This window comes from Lyngbya confervoides BDU141951 (assembly GCF_000817775.3).
Lineage (GTDB): Bacteria > Cyanobacteriota > Cyanobacteriia > Thermosynechococcales > Thermosynechococcaceae > Lyngbya > Lyngbya confervoides.
This window is the reverse complement of sequence record NZ_JTHE03000051.1, coordinates 1-14,417: the sequence shown is the minus strand read 5'-3', so window position 1 is coordinate 14,417 and position 14,417 is coordinate 1. Positions and strand designations below refer to the sequence as shown.

General features: G+C 56.1%; 15 protein-coding genes. 8 read left to right on the top strand and 7 right to left on the bottom strand.

Translation table 11 applies throughout. The features are described from left to right. Positions 1-115 precede the first annotated feature (115 nt). Positions 116-1,474: a glycosyltransferase family 4 protein gene (locus QQ91_RS09155; RefSeq protein WP_201277392.1), complete on the top strand. Its 1,359-nt coding sequence runs from the start codon at positions 116-118 to the stop codon at positions 1,472-1,474. A gap of 111 nt (positions 1,475-1,585) precedes the next feature. Here QQ91_RS09155 and QQ91_RS09150 read toward each other — a convergent pair whose 3' ends face one another. Next, positions 1,586-2,728 carry a glycosyltransferase gene (locus tag QQ91_RS09150; RefSeq protein WP_166281751.1) on the bottom strand — a complete coding sequence of 381 codons (1,143 nt, stop codon included), beginning with the start codon at positions 2,726-2,728 and terminating at the stop codon, positions 1,586-1,588. A gap of 64 nt (positions 2,729-2,792) precedes the next feature. Next, positions 2,793-3,386, bottom strand: coding sequence for a chromophore lyase CpcT/CpeT (locus tag QQ91_RS09145; protein WP_166281749.1), 594 nt, complete (start codon positions 3,384-3,386; stop codon positions 2,793-2,795). 125 nt (positions 3,387-3,511) lie between these two features. Here QQ91_RS09145 and QQ91_RS09140 point away from each other — a divergent pair, with 125 nt between their 5' ends. The 3 genes from QQ91_RS09140 to QQ91_RS09130 all read left to right on the top strand — a co-directional run bounded on the left by QQ91_RS09140 (position 3,512) and on the right by QQ91_RS09130 (position 6,193). Continuing rightward, a complete protein-coding gene (locus tag QQ91_RS09140) occupies positions 3,512-4,585 on the top strand; it encodes a phospholipase D-like domain-containing protein (RefSeq protein ID WP_166281747.1) in 1,074 nt (357 codons plus the stop codon). Between the two features lie 147 nt (positions 4,586-4,732). Beyond that, positions 4,733-5,176 (top strand): QcrA and Rieske domain-containing protein, encoded by a 444-nt coding sequence (locus QQ91_RS09135; RefSeq protein ID WP_166281745.1) that lies wholly within the window; start codon positions 4,733-4,735, stop codon positions 5,174-5,176. A gap of 102 nt (positions 5,177-5,278) precedes the next feature. Continuing rightward, positions 5,279-6,193 (top strand): histone deacetylase family protein, encoded by a 915-nt coding sequence (locus QQ91_RS09130; RefSeq protein WP_166281743.1) that lies wholly within the window; start codon positions 5,279-5,281, stop codon positions 6,191-6,193. Between the two features lie 5 nt (positions 6,194-6,198). Here the strand turns inward: QQ91_RS09130 and QQ91_RS09125 are convergent, their stop codons facing one another. From QQ91_RS09125 to QQ91_RS09115, 3 genes are read right to left on the bottom strand one after another with little or no spacing between them, the layout of a single operon-like run. After that, positions 6,199-6,612 carry a GFA family protein gene (locus tag QQ91_RS09125; RefSeq protein ID WP_236096139.1) on the bottom strand — a complete coding sequence of 138 codons (414 nt, stop codon included), beginning with the start codon at positions 6,610-6,612 and terminating at the stop codon, positions 6,199-6,201. Between the two features lie 54 nt (positions 6,613-6,666). Beyond that, positions 6,667-7,152, bottom strand: a complete 486-nt coding sequence (locus QQ91_RS09120) for a hypothetical protein (protein WP_166281741.1) — start codon at positions 7,150-7,152, stop codon at positions 6,667-6,669. 54 nt (positions 7,153-7,206) lie between these two features. Further along, complete coding sequence (locus QQ91_RS09115) at positions 7,207-8,601, bottom strand: NAD-dependent malic enzyme (protein ID WP_166281739.1); 1,395 nt, start codon at positions 8,599-8,601, stop codon at positions 7,207-7,209. A gap of 262 nt (positions 8,602-8,863) precedes the next feature. On the opposite strand from QQ91_RS09115, the gene QQ91_RS09110 reads away from it, so the two are divergent. Further along, entirely contained in the window at positions 8,864-9,745 is an 882-nt protein-coding gene (locus tag QQ91_RS09110; RefSeq protein WP_166281737.1) for a 4-hydroxybenzoate solanesyltransferase, read from the top strand. 60 nt (positions 9,746-9,805) lie between these two features. Here the strand turns inward: QQ91_RS09110 and QQ91_RS09105 are convergent, their stop codons facing one another. Then, positions 9,806-10,309, bottom strand: coding sequence for an anti-sigma factor family protein (locus QQ91_RS09105; protein ID WP_166281735.1), 504 nt, complete (start codon positions 10,307-10,309; stop codon positions 9,806-9,808). A gap of 258 nt (positions 10,310-10,567) precedes the next feature. After that, positions 10,568-11,173 (bottom strand): sigma-70 family RNA polymerase sigma factor, encoded by a 606-nt coding sequence (locus QQ91_RS09100; RefSeq protein ID WP_236096138.1) that lies wholly within the window; start codon positions 11,171-11,173, stop codon positions 10,568-10,570. Between the two features lie 231 nt (positions 11,174-11,404). On the opposite strand from QQ91_RS09100, the gene QQ91_RS09095 reads away from it, so the two are divergent. From QQ91_RS09095 to QQ91_RS09085, 3 genes are all read left to right on the top strand, one after another. Then, positions 11,405-12,238 (top strand): thiazole synthase, encoded by an 834-nt coding sequence (locus QQ91_RS09095; RefSeq protein WP_166281733.1) that lies wholly within the window; start codon positions 11,405-11,407, stop codon positions 12,236-12,238. A gap of 209 nt (positions 12,239-12,447) precedes the next feature. Further along, positions 12,448-12,900 carry a DUF6978 family protein gene (locus QQ91_RS09090; protein WP_166281731.1) on the top strand — a complete coding sequence of 151 codons (453 nt, stop codon included), beginning with the start codon at positions 12,448-12,450 and terminating at the stop codon, positions 12,898-12,900. Continuing rightward, on the top strand, positions 12,897-13,655 hold the full coding sequence (locus tag QQ91_RS09085) for a DUF1828 domain-containing protein (RefSeq protein WP_166281729.1): 759 nt from the start codon (positions 12,897-12,899) through the stop codon (positions 13,653-13,655). Before QQ91_RS09090 ends, QQ91_RS09085 begins: the two co-directional genes overlap by 4 nt. Positions 13,656-14,417 lie beyond the last annotated feature (762 nt).

Sequence of the window (14,417 nt, the reverse complement as noted above, 5' to 3'; positions counted from 1 at the left end):
TATAAATAAATTTCCACGGGTTAAATTTCTTGCGGTCATGCGCTAAGTCATCTGGTCTAAGCGGTCAAATTTATCCTATTCAGACTTATCCTATAAAATAGGGTCACCGATAACGATGCCATTTTTAAAGATGCCGTTTTCCAGGCCATCCTCGAAGCAGTTGGCGAGTTTCGACAGAAGGCTACGGCAGGAGTGGAGTTCAAGCCACTCTGTTAAGTTTATTACTCATTTTTTTCCGCCAGACTTTGCCGCCACGGGACAATTCATTTCCGAAATTGCCCAAAGCCTGAGCCAGGAGGGCATCCAGGTGAGCGTGTTCACCAGTCAGCCAGCCTATGCCTACCGCAGCGCCGCCGCCCCCCGCCACGAACGCTACAATAATGTCTTCATCTGGCGATCGCGCCTGGTGCGGGTCTGGACCCACCGGGTCCGTGGCAAAACCCTGCAGGGCCTGTTTTTTTCCCTGCGCTGCGCCCTCTTTTTCCTAAGGCCGCGCAATCGCCAGGGGATGTTTGTCTTCACCACCGCGCCGCCCTTTCTCTCCATGGTGGCCCTGCTGGCCCATAAACTCTTTAACATCCGCTATGTGTGCCTGATTTACGATCTGTATCCCGATGTGGCAAACCAGCTTGGGGTGAGTCACCCAGATCAGCCCATCTCCAAGCTCTGGAGCTGGATTAACGATCATGCCTGGCGCAATGCCAAGGCCTTGATAGTCCTGAATGAGTCCATGTGGGATCGCGTGGTTCACCATTGTCCCCTCGCGGCCCATAAAACCCATGTGGTTCACAATTGGGCAGATCATGAACGGATCAAGCCCTTGCCCAAGTCCCTGAACTGGTTTGCCTGGAAGTATCAACTCATTGATAAATTCACGGTGCTGTATTCCGGGAACCTGGGCCGATGTCACGATATGGAGACAATCTTTTCCACCCTTTGCCTGCTGCGGGATCAGCCCATTCAGTTTGTTTTTATTGGCAGCGGCGACAATCGCCGGATTTTAGAGGGCAAGGTTCAGGCCGCGCAGCTCACCAATGCGCTTTTTCTGCCCTATCAGGACTGGCAAGATCTCCCCCACACCCTGGCGGCATGCGATGTTTCCCTGGTCAGCATTGCCCAAGGCTTTGAGGGTCTGGTGGTGCCCAGTAAGCTCTACTCCTCCATGGCGGTAGGGCGTCCCGTGGCGGCAATTTGTGAAGATCAATCCTACCTAGTGGGTTTACTCCGGCAGGCCCACTGCGGACAGGCCTTTTTAAACGGAGATGCCCAGGGACTGGCCCATTATTTAATCAGTCTCAGTCAAGATCCCCAGCGGGTCGAACAGGAGGGGATCAACGCCCGGAACTATCTATTGGATCACTTTACGAAGGATCAATCCACCGCTAGTTATCGCAGCATCTTGGTGGATCTGCTCACTCAGCCGGTGCGTCCAGTGCGGCCCGTGGAGAGCGAACTCTATTCCCTAGAGCGATAAGCCTTTCTCTCGGGCGATCGCCTTTCGCGACTTGCCTTAAATCAGGGCTTCTCGCCTCTTTGCCCTTGAGGACGATGCGCCATTGCCAGAACTCGGCGCTTCTACGCACTTCTACACCTGGGCCGGGACTTTGGCTGGAGTTAAAACAGACTGATAATAGCGCTCCAGCTGCTGAGTGGCCGCTTTCCAACCCCAGCGCTCGGCCTCCACCCGCGCTTGCCGGCGCACCCGCTCTCGATCCTCCGCATTGTGCAGCAAGCGCTGGGTAGCCGCCAGCATTGCCACGGTTCCAGCTTCGGGACTGGGATCAAACAGAAAGCCGTTCACCCCATCTTCCACAATGTCGGTGATACCGCCCTTCGCGGCCGCCACCACCGGACAGCCCGCCGCCATGGCCTCTAACAGAACCAGACCCAGGGTTTCGGTGCGGGAGGGAAACATGAAAGCATCAGCAGAGGCAAAGGCAGAGGCCAGGGTGCTACCGCGCATATAGCCGGCAAAATAGGTGGACGTTCCGGCAAAATAGTCCTCTAGCTGGGATCGATGGGGGCCATCGCCCACCAAGGCCAGACGCGCGCCGGGAATTCGCTCCAGCACGGGCTTGATGGCCTCTATTTCCTTTTCTGGAGAGAGCCGTCCCACGTAGAGCAAGAGAGGATCTTCGGGGTTGCCCTGGGTCAGGTGCGATCGCATTTCCGGGGAATAGAAATCCGGGTGAAACTGATCAATATCCACACCTCGTTGCCAGAGATCTAGCCGCTCAACGCCATGATCTCCCAATTCCTGAATCATGGCGCTGGAGGTGCAAAGATTCAGCTGCGCCTGATTGTGGGTGAGCTTAATGAGCTCCCACATCAGGCCCTCTAGCATACTGAACCCATAATATTTAAGGTAGTGGGGCAGGTGGGTGTGGTAGGAGGCCACCAGCGGGATTTTCCACATCTTGCCGTAAAACAACCCCGCCATCCCCAACACCGCGGGGTTAACCATGTGGATTAAGTCAGGAGCAAATTTTTCAATGGCCTCCCCAATGGCAGGCCGGGGGAGGGCCAGCTTCAGCTCGGGATACATGGGCAGGGGCATCCCCGATACCCCAAACACCTGAGAGCCGTTATATTCTGTGATGCCGCCCTCCGGGGCAATGACCAGCACCTGATGGCCAAACCGCTGCAGGAACGTGATGGTCTGACACAGGCGGGTCACAATCCCGTCCACTTTGGGCAGAAAGGTCTCAGTAAATAGGGCAATTCGCATGGACTGCATCTAGTTCTGCCAACCAGGGTAATGAGGATGTCCTCCCTAAACTACCAGACTCTGGCTACCCTTGAACCTCCTGGGCAAAACTTGCCGTTTTCTCAAATTCAAAGGGGCCAGCAATGGATCCCCAGATGCGTTCATCGGTGGTGAGATCGCGGCCGCGGTCCAGGCTGTAGAGCTTTTGATCAAAAACTTCAAACTCATTCTCAAGATAGGTTTCCTGGTTATTGCGAAACACGCGACAGGCTCGGCCAGGGACAATTTTGCCGCGATAGCTCTGGCCTGTCCAGGCTACGTTCATCTCGCATCCCGGCATGGCCTCAACGCGATCGCGGGTCAAGGTGCTCAGCAGATCCCGATTCCGGGCTGCGCCGTAAAAGTCCTCCTGGTTCGACACCGAACAATTAATCAGCAGGATTTGATCGGCCTGGGGCAAAAATTGCAGCACGCGAACTCGGTAGGGCTGAGAGAGCATGAAGTCGTAGGCCTGCTCCAGAAAAAGCCCCAAACCCTGGTCAAAAAAATCCGCCGGAAGCGGCCGCATACAGACCCGAATGTGGGCAAACATGGGGGGATTTTCAAAGGCTTGCTGCTGATTACTAAAGTCTCCCGCCATCAGGCGGCTCAGGGCCACAATGTCGGTTTCGGGCTTCATAGTTCGAACTAAGCTCATCCTAGGGTCAAGCCCAATCATATCAAGCTTTCTCGTTTCTCGAAGCCCAGGTGAGGGGTATCCTGAGTCTGGGTTGGTTCAGCTTGTGAAACGCGATAGGGAGGATCATGAAACCTTTGGAATGGTCAGCCGTTGGGGCCTCGGTCGTCGGGGTTGGAGCCTCAGCCGCAACTCAGCAGTTTCTCTACGCTGTCGCGCCCATGGCCGTGGCCATCGCCTTGGGTTCCCGGCGACGCCACCGCCAAGAACGACAAATCCAGCGACTACTCGCTCAAACAAATACTCTGGTAGTGGCATCGAATTCCCTCGCTGCCCGCTTAGACCAGGCTCCTCAACCTCAGCCGGGACAGCAAGACTCCCTCGTGCAGGCCTTAGATCGGCTGACGTTTCTAGAGGCGGAAACTGAGGGGTTACGGGATCGGCTGTTCCAGATGGACGATGCGGTGGAATGGCTGCAGTCCGCCCTTGAGGATCGGGAACAATCAGCGCAGCTAGAGGAGTTGCGTCGCCACCAAAAATCCATGACGGAGTCTTTACATCAGCTGAATCGCGACCAAGTTGAGCTGAGGCAAGAGAACCAAAAGCAGTTTGAGGATCATTTGCAGGCCATCAATGTCCTGTTGCGTCAGTCCTTGCCAACCACCAAAACTGAACTGATCTACGATCGGCAGGCCAGCCGAGCTGCGCTGATTGAAGCGCTGCAAAGGGCAGAGGATCGCTTGATTTTAGTCTGTCCCTGGATTGCCAAATGGGGCTTTAATGATGAGCTGATGCATTTACTGCGGCAAGCGCTGCAGCGTCAGGTCAGGATTGATGTGGGCTGGAGAAAACTATCGGACCTACGCAACGCCTGTCCCCATTCAGGTCAACGGTGGGCCGTAAAGCATCCCAGTCAGGCCTTGACGGGCAAATTTTACGCCAGTCTGGGGCAGCTATATCAGCTAGAGCGCGAGTTTCAACCGCTGATGTCCCTGAAGCTGTTGGGAACCCACGAAAAATACCTGGTGTGCGATCGCCGTTTTGCCCTGTTGGGTAGCCACAACTTTCTCACCTCGGGGGGGCAGAGTCAGGAGCGAGAATTGGGAATTTGGACCGATGATGCCCAGCTGATTCAAACCTTGATCGATCGCTACGAGTCAGGACGCGATCGCTTTCAAGGGGGCTATATCCACCTGGCATAAGGGAAGGCCGCCATGACTGAGGGGAAGAACATGGCTGAAGGGGCAAAGCGGTGAAAAATTAAGCTGATCTGAACTGTTCAGCCCTTGCAGAAATCCTCTCCTACAATACGGCAGAGTTTAAAGGACTAATTCTAGAGAGGAAATTCCATGGATCGTCGTACTTTTCTGTCCTGGGTGGGGGTCGGATTTCTGGCCAGCAGCCTTCCCATTGCGATCGCCGCCTGCACGGCAGAGTCCGACAATGCCCCGAGTACGAGCAGCGACGCTCCGCCCCCGGCCCGCGAGGATGGCTTCATCAGTCTGGGTAGCGTTGAGGAGTTAGAAAGCAGTGGCCTGCTCAAAAGTCAGGATGCGGCCCTGGCTTCGGTGCTGGTGGTGAAGGCCAATGACCAGATTCAGGCCCTGGACACCACCTGCACCCATCAAGGCTGCACCGCGGAATGGGACAGCGCGGAAAAGGTGCTGGCCTGTCCCTGTCACGGCTCGAAGTTTAATCCTGACGGAACCGTGGCCAACGGACCGGCCGAGGCGCCCTTAAAAACCTTTGAAGTCAAAACAGAGGATAACCTGGTGCTGGTGAAGCCGGCCTAGGCGGGGGATACCCCTGGGCAGACATCCCCTGGGAAAGTGAGATTAGCCCTCTGGAGCGTCTATCCTAGGCTACGAGTTTCCCTATTGTTTCCTGGCCCCACCATGCTGCCCATTCTGTACTCCGATGAATTTCTAAAGCACAACACCGGGTATGGTCATCCAGAAAAGGCCCATCGCTTAACGGCCATTGTCCAGGCCCTTCGGGCCGCTCCCTGGGCCAGTCAGCTAGATTGGCAGGTGCCCCCGGCCCTGGCACAGCGAGATCCGCTGCCCTGGGTGGAGCAGGTGCACGACCAGTCCTATATCCGGGCGGTGGAACAGCTTGCCCAGCGGGGCGGCGGGGCGATCGATCCGGACACGGTGGTCTCTCCCCAAACCTATGATGTAGCCCTGCTGGCGGTAAATGCCTGGATCCAGGGGGTGGATCAGGTGCTCGATCGGCAGGGACCTGCCTTTGTTCTAGCCCGACCGCCAGGACACCATGCGCTGCCCCGACAGGGGATGGGCTTTTGCATTTTTAGCAATGTGGCGATCGCCGCGACCTATGCCCTATCGCGGCCCGACGTGAATCGGGTGGCAATTTTTGACTGGGATGTGCACCACGGCAATGGCACCCAGGCGGTGGTGGAAACCCACCCGGATATGTTTTATTGTTCCATCCATCAGTTTCCCCACTATCCGGGAACGGGGCAGGCCTGCGAGACCGGCCCGTATAACAATATTCTCAATCTGCCCCTGCCCGCCGAGTCCGGCATGGAGGACTACGATCCCCTTCTGCGCCATCGCGTTCTGCCGTTTTTACGGCAGGCCCAGCCGGATATTTTAATCCTGAGCGCAGGCTATGATGCCAATCGAGAAGACCCCCTAGCCCAGATGAACCTCAGCCCCGCTGACTTTGGGGTTTTTACCGATCTATGCTTAAGCCTCACCCCTAAATTGCTCCTGGGCTTAGAGGGCGGCTACGAGGCCTCTTCCCTGGCGCAATCCGTGGTGGAAACCCTGGCCCGCTGCCTCTAGGGCCGTCAGCGCAGTTTGGCCCGGTTCGCTTCCCAATGTTGGCCATCAAAGGGCTGAATCTCAAAGCGCTGTAAAAAGTCAGGGTCTTCCTGGACTGCGTCCAAACAGTGCAAATTCACATCCAGGTATCCAGGGTGAGAACGGGGGTGGTAAAAGGCATGAATACCACAGTGGCGGCAAAACAGATGCTCCGCCTGACCCGTATTAAACCGATAGGACACCAAATCCGCAGCACCGCTCAGTAGATCAAACTGTTCCGGGGGAACAATGCCATGCAGAAACCCTTTCTTGCGGCAAATGGAGCAGTTGCAGTCAATGGCCTCCGCCTTCAAGAAGGTGACCCGAAAGCGCACCGCGCCGCAGTGACAGCCGCCGCTCATCGTCCAGGGAAAGGGAAAGGATGGAGAGTCTGAGATCATCACGCCTTGAGAACCCCACGGGTTGTCTATGGTTTAGCTCTCAAAGTTTAGCGTTCAAAGTTTAGCGCTCAATTGCTGCATTACCGATTTGCGGCTAACCAGCACGGCCCTGTGATCGGTGGTGGCCACATAGATCTTCCCCGCCAGAGGGGTTTGCCAGCCTGACCTTTGAGCCACCCAGGTCTGAGGGGCATCGCCCATCGCCTCCGGCTGGAGGGGCTCCTCAGGGTGCAGCGGTTGGACTGGATCGTAGCCTAACTCCTGGAGGGCTTGATTGAGCCTCTGCAAAAACGGCGCTGGCGCATTAATGGCAATCTCTAGGCGCTGAGTTTGCTTTTGCAGAGCATTGATCAGGGCAAAGGGAAGGGCAAAGGCTAGCCCCACTTGATAGATGATGGGGGCCGTGGGGGACTCATGGAGAATCTGCATCGCCGCGATCGCCACAATCAGCGCCGTCAGAGCAAAATAATACAAAAATGTAAACCCAAATCCGGGACCTTTAAAAATTGTCTCCAGGGTTGGGGGGGTGGGGGTGTGCATGAACCGGATCCTCCCTGGCGGAGCAACGAACTGAATTGGATGAACTGCGGAGCACTAGCTGTGGGCAACGCCATCTTCTCGCGCCGCCAGTTCCACCGCCGCGGCCACCGCTGGTGCCACCCGGTCGTCAAACACCGAGGGAATGATATGGTCCTGACGGAGATCTTGGGGACCCACCAGGGCCGCAATGGCATAGGCCGCCTGCAAATACATTTTGGTGGTAATTTCAGAGGCTCGACAGGCCAGTGCCCCTTTAAAAATCCCAGGAAAGGCCAACACGTTATTAATTTGGTTGGGATAGTCGCTGCGGCCGGTGGCCATCACGGCCACCAGGTCCTGAACCAGTTCCGGCTGAATTTCTGGAATCGGATTGGCCATGGCAAACACAATCGGATCGCTGGCCATCTGTCGCACCATGGCTGGGGTGACGACCCCAGGCGCACTCACCCCCAGAAATACATCGGCACCCACCAGGGCATCGGCGAGGGTTCCAGACTCATCAAAGACAAACTCCAGCTTCTGGGGACTCAGGTCCTGAAGGCGATCGCGGCTGACAATTCCCTGGCGATCGCAGAGCAGGATGGTTTCTACCCCAGCCTTTCGCAGGAGGCGACCAATGGCCACCCCAGCGGCCCCGGCTCCGTTGATCACCACCCGCACCTGGGACATCTTTTTGCGAACCAGCTTCAGGGCGTTGCTGAGGGCTGCCAGGACCACAATGGCAGTTCCATGCTGGTCATCGTGAAACACCGGAATATCCAGGGCCTCGCGCAGGCGTCGCTCCACCTCAAAGCAGCGCGGCGCGCTGATATCTTCCAGGTTGATTCCTCCATAGACCGGGGCAATGCGCCGCACGGTTTCCACAATTTCATCCACATTTTGGGTGGCCAAACAGACGGGAAAGGCGTTGAGGCCCCCAAATTCCCGAAACAGCATGGCTTTCCCCTCCATGACGGGCAAGGCCGCCTCGGGTCCAATGTTGCCCAGCCCCAGCACCGCACTGCCATCGGTGACCACCGCCACGGTGTTGCACTTAATGGTGAGCTCGTACACCTTTTCCGGATGGTGGGCAATGGCCATGCACACCCGACCCACCCCTGGGGTATAGGCCATGGCCAACTCGTCCTGATTGCTCAGGGGCATTTTGCTCTGGACGCTGAGTTTTCCGGCCTGATGCAGCTCCATGGTGCGATCACTGACCCGCAGGATTTTAATTTGATCATGCTGGCGCAGAGCCTCCACAATCTGCTCGGCATGTTCCTTACTGGAGGCATCCACCGTCATTTGGCGCACAATGGTTTGCCGCGATCGTTCAATGACATCAATCAGGCCAATATTGCCGCCCACATCGCCGATGGCGGAAACCACCTGGGCTAGCATTCCGGCTCGATTTGGAATTTCTAAATGCAGCGTCACACTAAAGCTGGGGTTCGGCGTTAACTGAGCCATAGGAAATCAGCAGTCCCCTGGAGGATAAACAACAAGTAGGCCGTGGACCAAGAGGCTGTGGACGGTTCGCGTCAGCAGCCTTGGGCAAGTCAAGAAAATAAAAGGGTGGAGAACCCCACCCATTTCTTTACGGAATCGATTGCCCAATATTGTACGCCCTCTCCCGAAGTCGTCGAAAGCTTTGTTATGGAATCGCAACCCAAACCCAGCGCGCAAAATCCCTTAGGATACAAACATTCATCCTTCTGCCGCAGGCCCATCCATGACTGCTCCCCTCCATTCTCAGTCCTCCCTGATCAGGGAGGTTTTTCGTCTCCTGCGCTGGGACAAGCCCGCTGGTCGGTTGATTCTGATGATTCCGGCGCTGTGGGCTCTCTGTCTGGCCACGCAAGCCCGCCCTCCCCTGGGCTTGTTGCTAGTCATCGTGGCTGGATCCCTGGCCACGAGTGCCGCCGGATGCGTGGTGAACGATCTGTGGGACCGTAACATTGATCCCCAGGTGGAGCGGACAAAGCGACGCCCCCTGGCGGCAAAAACCTTGACAATTCGCGTGGGCATTGGGGCGGCCCTGTTGTGCTTTCTTTGTGCCTTGGGTCTGGCTCTCTACCTAACTCCCTTGAGTTTTGGCCTCTGTGTGGCCGCAGTGCCGGTGATTGTCCTCTATCCCCTCGCCAAGCGGGTTTTTCCTATCCCGCAGCTAGTGCTTTCCATCGCCTGGGGATTCGCCGTGCTCATTAGCTGGAGCGCCGCGGCCAACGAGATCACGCTTTCTACCTGGCTGCTCTGGGGGGCAACGCTGCTATGGACCCTGGGATTCGATACGGTGTATGCCATGCCCGACCGGTCCGATGACCGTCGGTTGGGCGTTAACTCCAGCGCTCTATTTTTCGGCCCCCATGCGTCCCTTGCGGTGGGACTGTGTTATCTGGGGACCTTTGGGCTGCTGATCGGCCTGGGCCTGCGGGAGGAACTCCACTGGGTGTTCTGGATAACTCTGGCCATAGGTGGCTTCTACTGGGGGCGCCAAAGTCTCGCCCTGCGCCATGATCCACTGCCGATTCACCGCTATGCAGACTTCTTTCGCCAAAACGTCACCCTGGGCTTTGTGCTGCTGTTGGGCATGGTGGGGGGAAAATGGATCTAAGGTCGCCCCGCCCAGTGGACCTCAAGACCCGGCGTTGAGATCGGGGCCATTCAACCGAGACTACTCCTCCCCCGGTGCAGGGATATCAATGGGCGGCTCTTCCAAGGCCAGAAGCAGAGAATCCACATCTACGTTGGGCGGTTGGGCGATTGGGCCGGGTGGGAGTTGAATCGGCGGAGAGCTTTGGGAGAGGGTGGGCGAATCGCCATCGGGCTCATTGTCCGCCATTTGCGGGGAAAGGTGAGACCCGCTAAATAGGGTACCCAGGGTTCCGACCACGGCAACAACTGCCGCACCGACCCCAAGTAGCTTCAGGCGGTGGGAACGATGCTCCACCCGCTTCAGCACCGCGTGGAGGGTCTCCTCGGGATTGGAGGCACTCACAGGCATGGCCTGGAGCGATCGCCCAATTTGAGCCAGGGTTCGGTACTGCCGCTCAAAGTCTGGATCGGCGGCCATCAGGGCTTCCACGTGCTTGCGTTCGCTGGCGGATACTTCATTATCCAAATAGGCACTCAGAAGCTCAAAGCGATCATCAGGGTTGAGATTGTTAAGACCAGTCATGGTAATTTCTCACATAGCCCAGGGGTGAGTTGGGACAAGCAATCGTGAAGGGGAAAAGTTGGACAGGGACGGGGAGTGCAGGGCCGGGGAGCTCAGGGCGTTACCGATTCAATGCATTCCCATAGTGTGACTGTAATAGCTTTACTTTAGATGAAATGATTGAAAAATAGGGGAGCAAAAATACGGAGATTCAGACCTGGGGATCTTGCCCTTGGACTCGTGAAGGAGCAGGCCGTCAGCTTTTCCTGAGGCACCGGTTTAGGGATCCGACTCATTCAAATAGGGCTGGAGTTGATCCTGTAAGCGTTGGCGCGCTCTGGCAATCCGGGACTTCACCGTCCCCAGCGACACGCCCGTAATTTCCGCAATTTCGTCATAGGCCATACCCTCAATTTCGCGCAGTACAATGGTTGTCCTGAATGCCTCCGGCAGATCAGCAATTGCAATGTGAAGCTGCTGGTAAAATTCTCGCGTGGACAGCTTATCTTCTGGACCCGCCTCCTCCGACGGAAGTTCCCAGCTCATCTCACCATCGCTAAAGGAGAGGGGCGCATCGAGGGAGAGGGGGGTTTGGTGACGCTTGCGCTTGCGCAACTCGTCGTAAAACAAGTTAGTGGTGATCCGGCTCAGCCAGCCTTTAAACTTGGCAGGCTCTTGCAGCCGTTTAATATTGCGAAAGACACGAATCCACACCTCTTGGGCCAAGTCCGAGCGATCGCTCCAGTCTGGGGCCAGATGATACAGCAGCCGGTCGACGTGGGACTGATAGCGCCGCAGCAATTCCGAAAAGGCGGCCTTGTCTGGACGGAGTCCTGATTGGCACAGAAGGATCAAGTCGCGGTTGGCAAGTTTGTGGGCAGACATTTGCACTGGTGGTTCTACACCCTCGACCCTTGACCAAGATACAGAATAACTGGATGTCATGGATGGACTAGACCATAATACATTCACTCCTTGCAGACGCAAGGTGAGGCAGGGAAGTTCCGCCGCCTCCGCAGAGGAACCCGCCATGGCGCCTGTATTGCTTTTTTGTGGCCCAGGGTTAAACGATAATATGAAAGACGCTGTCGCTGTTCTAAGTTCTAACTAAATTCCATGCTTGCTGCTGATCCGATCAACGCTGCTTTCTGCAATCACCCTGACCCGCTGACCATTGCGGGGCGCACCTTTCACTCGCGCTTGATGACCGGAACCGGGAAATACCGCACCTTTGATCAAATGGGGCAAAGTATTGCAGCGAGCGGCTGTGAGATTGTGACCGTCGCGGTTCGCCGGGTGCAAACCCAGGCGCCGGGCCATGCAGGGTTAGCCGAGGCCATCGACTGGCAAAAAATTTGGATGCTGCCCAACACGGCGGGGTGCCAAACCGCGGAGGAGGCCGTTCGCGTGGCGCGTCTGGGGCGGGAGATGGCCAAGCTTTTGGGTCAGGAGGACAATAACTTTGTCAAGCTGGAGGTGATTCCCGACGGCAAATACCTGCTGCCGGATCCACTGGGGACGCTGGCGGCCGCCGAACAGCTGGTTAAGGAGGGGTTTGCGGTGCTGCCCTACATTAACGCAGATCCGCTCCTGGCAAAACGCCTTGAGGAGATGGGCTGTGCAACGGTGATGCCCCTGGGGTCGCCCATTGGATCGGGACAGGGGATTAAAAATGCCGCGAACATCGCAATTATTCTTGAAAATGCCCAGGTGCCCGTGGTAGTGGATGCAGGCATTGGCACCCCCAGCGAGGCTGCCCAGGCCATGGAAATGGGGGCCGATGCCCTGCTCATTAATACAGCGATCGCCCAGGCGGACCAGCCCGCCAAGATGGCCCAGGCGATGGGATTAGCCACCCAGGCGGGGCGATTGGCCTATCAAGCCGGGCGAATTCCCGTGCAGGCAATGGCCAGCGCGAGTTCTCCCCTGTCTGGGCGCATTGCGTCCTAGCGGGCACTGGGACCCACCCTAACGCGTAGGATAAAACGAAAGTGGTTGTGTTACCCAATGGTGAGAAGAGTCCCCTCATCATTGAACGAACCCTCCCGGCCATGATTTGGGGTCGATCGGCAAACCTGTAAAACCGCCCTCAACAGCTGCCGAGATGCTGGACTCATGGGAACTGAACCCTTAGAAACTGTTTTAGAGGAGGCTAGCTAGTGGTACTCAGCCAATCCGAATTTGAAGACCTGATCGCTGACCCGGAAAAATACATCGAAGGTAATATTGTCTGGGCACGGGAGCGATCGCCCTGGTTAGGGTTTCGCGTGGAAATCACCAGCCCTGCAGGCTATCCTCTCTTTCTGAAAGGCAGCTACAACCCTATGATTACTGCCCTGTCTTACCACATCATCCACGGCACTGCTGGGCGCATTTACGGACTCGATCTGGGCAAAGACCACCGCAACCCGGATGGCCAACGCATCGGCGAAAAACACAAACACCGCTGGTATGAACCTCTGCGGGATAAGCAAGCCTACCTCCCCCCAGATATCACCGCCCCCGCCACCCAGCCAGAAAGGGTATGGGACGAGTTCTGCCAAGAGGCAAAAGTCATTCATAATGGCACTATGGAACCACCTCCCGCTCAGCAGCTAGGTTTATTCCCATGACCCCCGCACCCTGCCAAATCATCGCGGAAACCATCGGACAACTCTACACCTGCTCCGAGGTGAACGGCTTAGTACGGATTCGCACCCCCTACCTCTATCCTGATGGGGATGTCATCGACCTATTTCTTAAACCAGAAACCCAAACCTTAACCGATTTAGGGGAAACCCTGCGCTGGTTAGATATGCAGTCCTTTAAGCAGTCCCTATCCAAAAAACAAGACTGGTTTCTCCAAGATATTCAAGTCACCTATGGCATCGAACTCTATGATGGAATGCTTCTGATCAGATTCCAGGATAACCTCGCAGAAGCCATTACTCAGCTGTCCCAAGCGGCGATCGCCGTGTCTAACCTATGGTTGCTCAATAGGACGCGGTTGGCGGCCACTCTCAATGATGAAATTGCTGAACTTCTGGATGAGTATCACATCCCCTACGAGCGAGACATCAAATTAGTGGGGCGATCGGCCCGTTCCTGGCAAATCGATTTTCGCACCCGCCATCCTCGCCGCAGCACCTTAGTCGAAGTTTTGAGCACCGGCAATCGGAGCGCAGCCAATAGTAAAGTCAACAATACGGTCGCTGCCTGGCTTGATTTGTATCAATACCGACTAAACACCGAACCTTTACGCTTTATTTCCCTGTTTGACGACAGTTTGGATGTATGGAGCAGTGGCCACATTAGCCAACTCGCAGAGTTTTCTGAGATTTGCTATATGTCTAAGCCAGAAGAACTGATCGAGCAATTGGTGACATGAGTTATCTATACCGAAGCCGATATTGAACAAATGTTCCTGGAGTAACAGTCCTCCTAGAAATCTAGCAAGGGCGATCGCAGGAATCACCTTGTAAAACTCCAGTTTGCTCAGATTTCCCTCCTTGTCAGTCCTTAACGCCTCGGCCATGGGGTCTTCAGCACCTCGCACAGTGGCCCACCGCACCGCCCGACTCAGCAGGGGATGGCCCGCGATCGCCCTAGCCCTTAACGCTGGAAATTAAAAGCATCCCAGGCCACATCGTTCTCAAAATCCAAGCTTCGGCCAAAGAGTGCCCGGTGCTCTGCCTAGGACCTGCGAACCTCTTCAAGCAGCAGTGATAATCTCTGATCGGCCTATGCCCAGTGGGCAGCAAGCAACAGCGATCGCTCAGGCAAATCCGGGCCAAGGTGCTGGACGATCTCAAGCAGCCGCTTGCGGATTGGATATAAGGTTTGCTTGCTTTGTCAAGCAACTCCTCACAGTCGATCTAGGGAGGGTAAAGAACACTGAAGAACTACCGCCCAGCCTCACCGGCGGTTGATGTCATCAAACGAAGTTCAGGCTTGCCAACCCGTCCGGGGCATGCGATGTATGGGGAGACGAGCTACAGACAAAGTCCTATAAACTCGATCTCAGGCTCGGAGGGAGAGAGTGACGACTGTGCATGCGTTGGCAGATCGATGCCGAGACTGATCAGAATTTTGTGTAAGGGAAGTAGAATCCAGTTAACAAAGGAGATTCCCTTATGCCTCGTAAAAAACA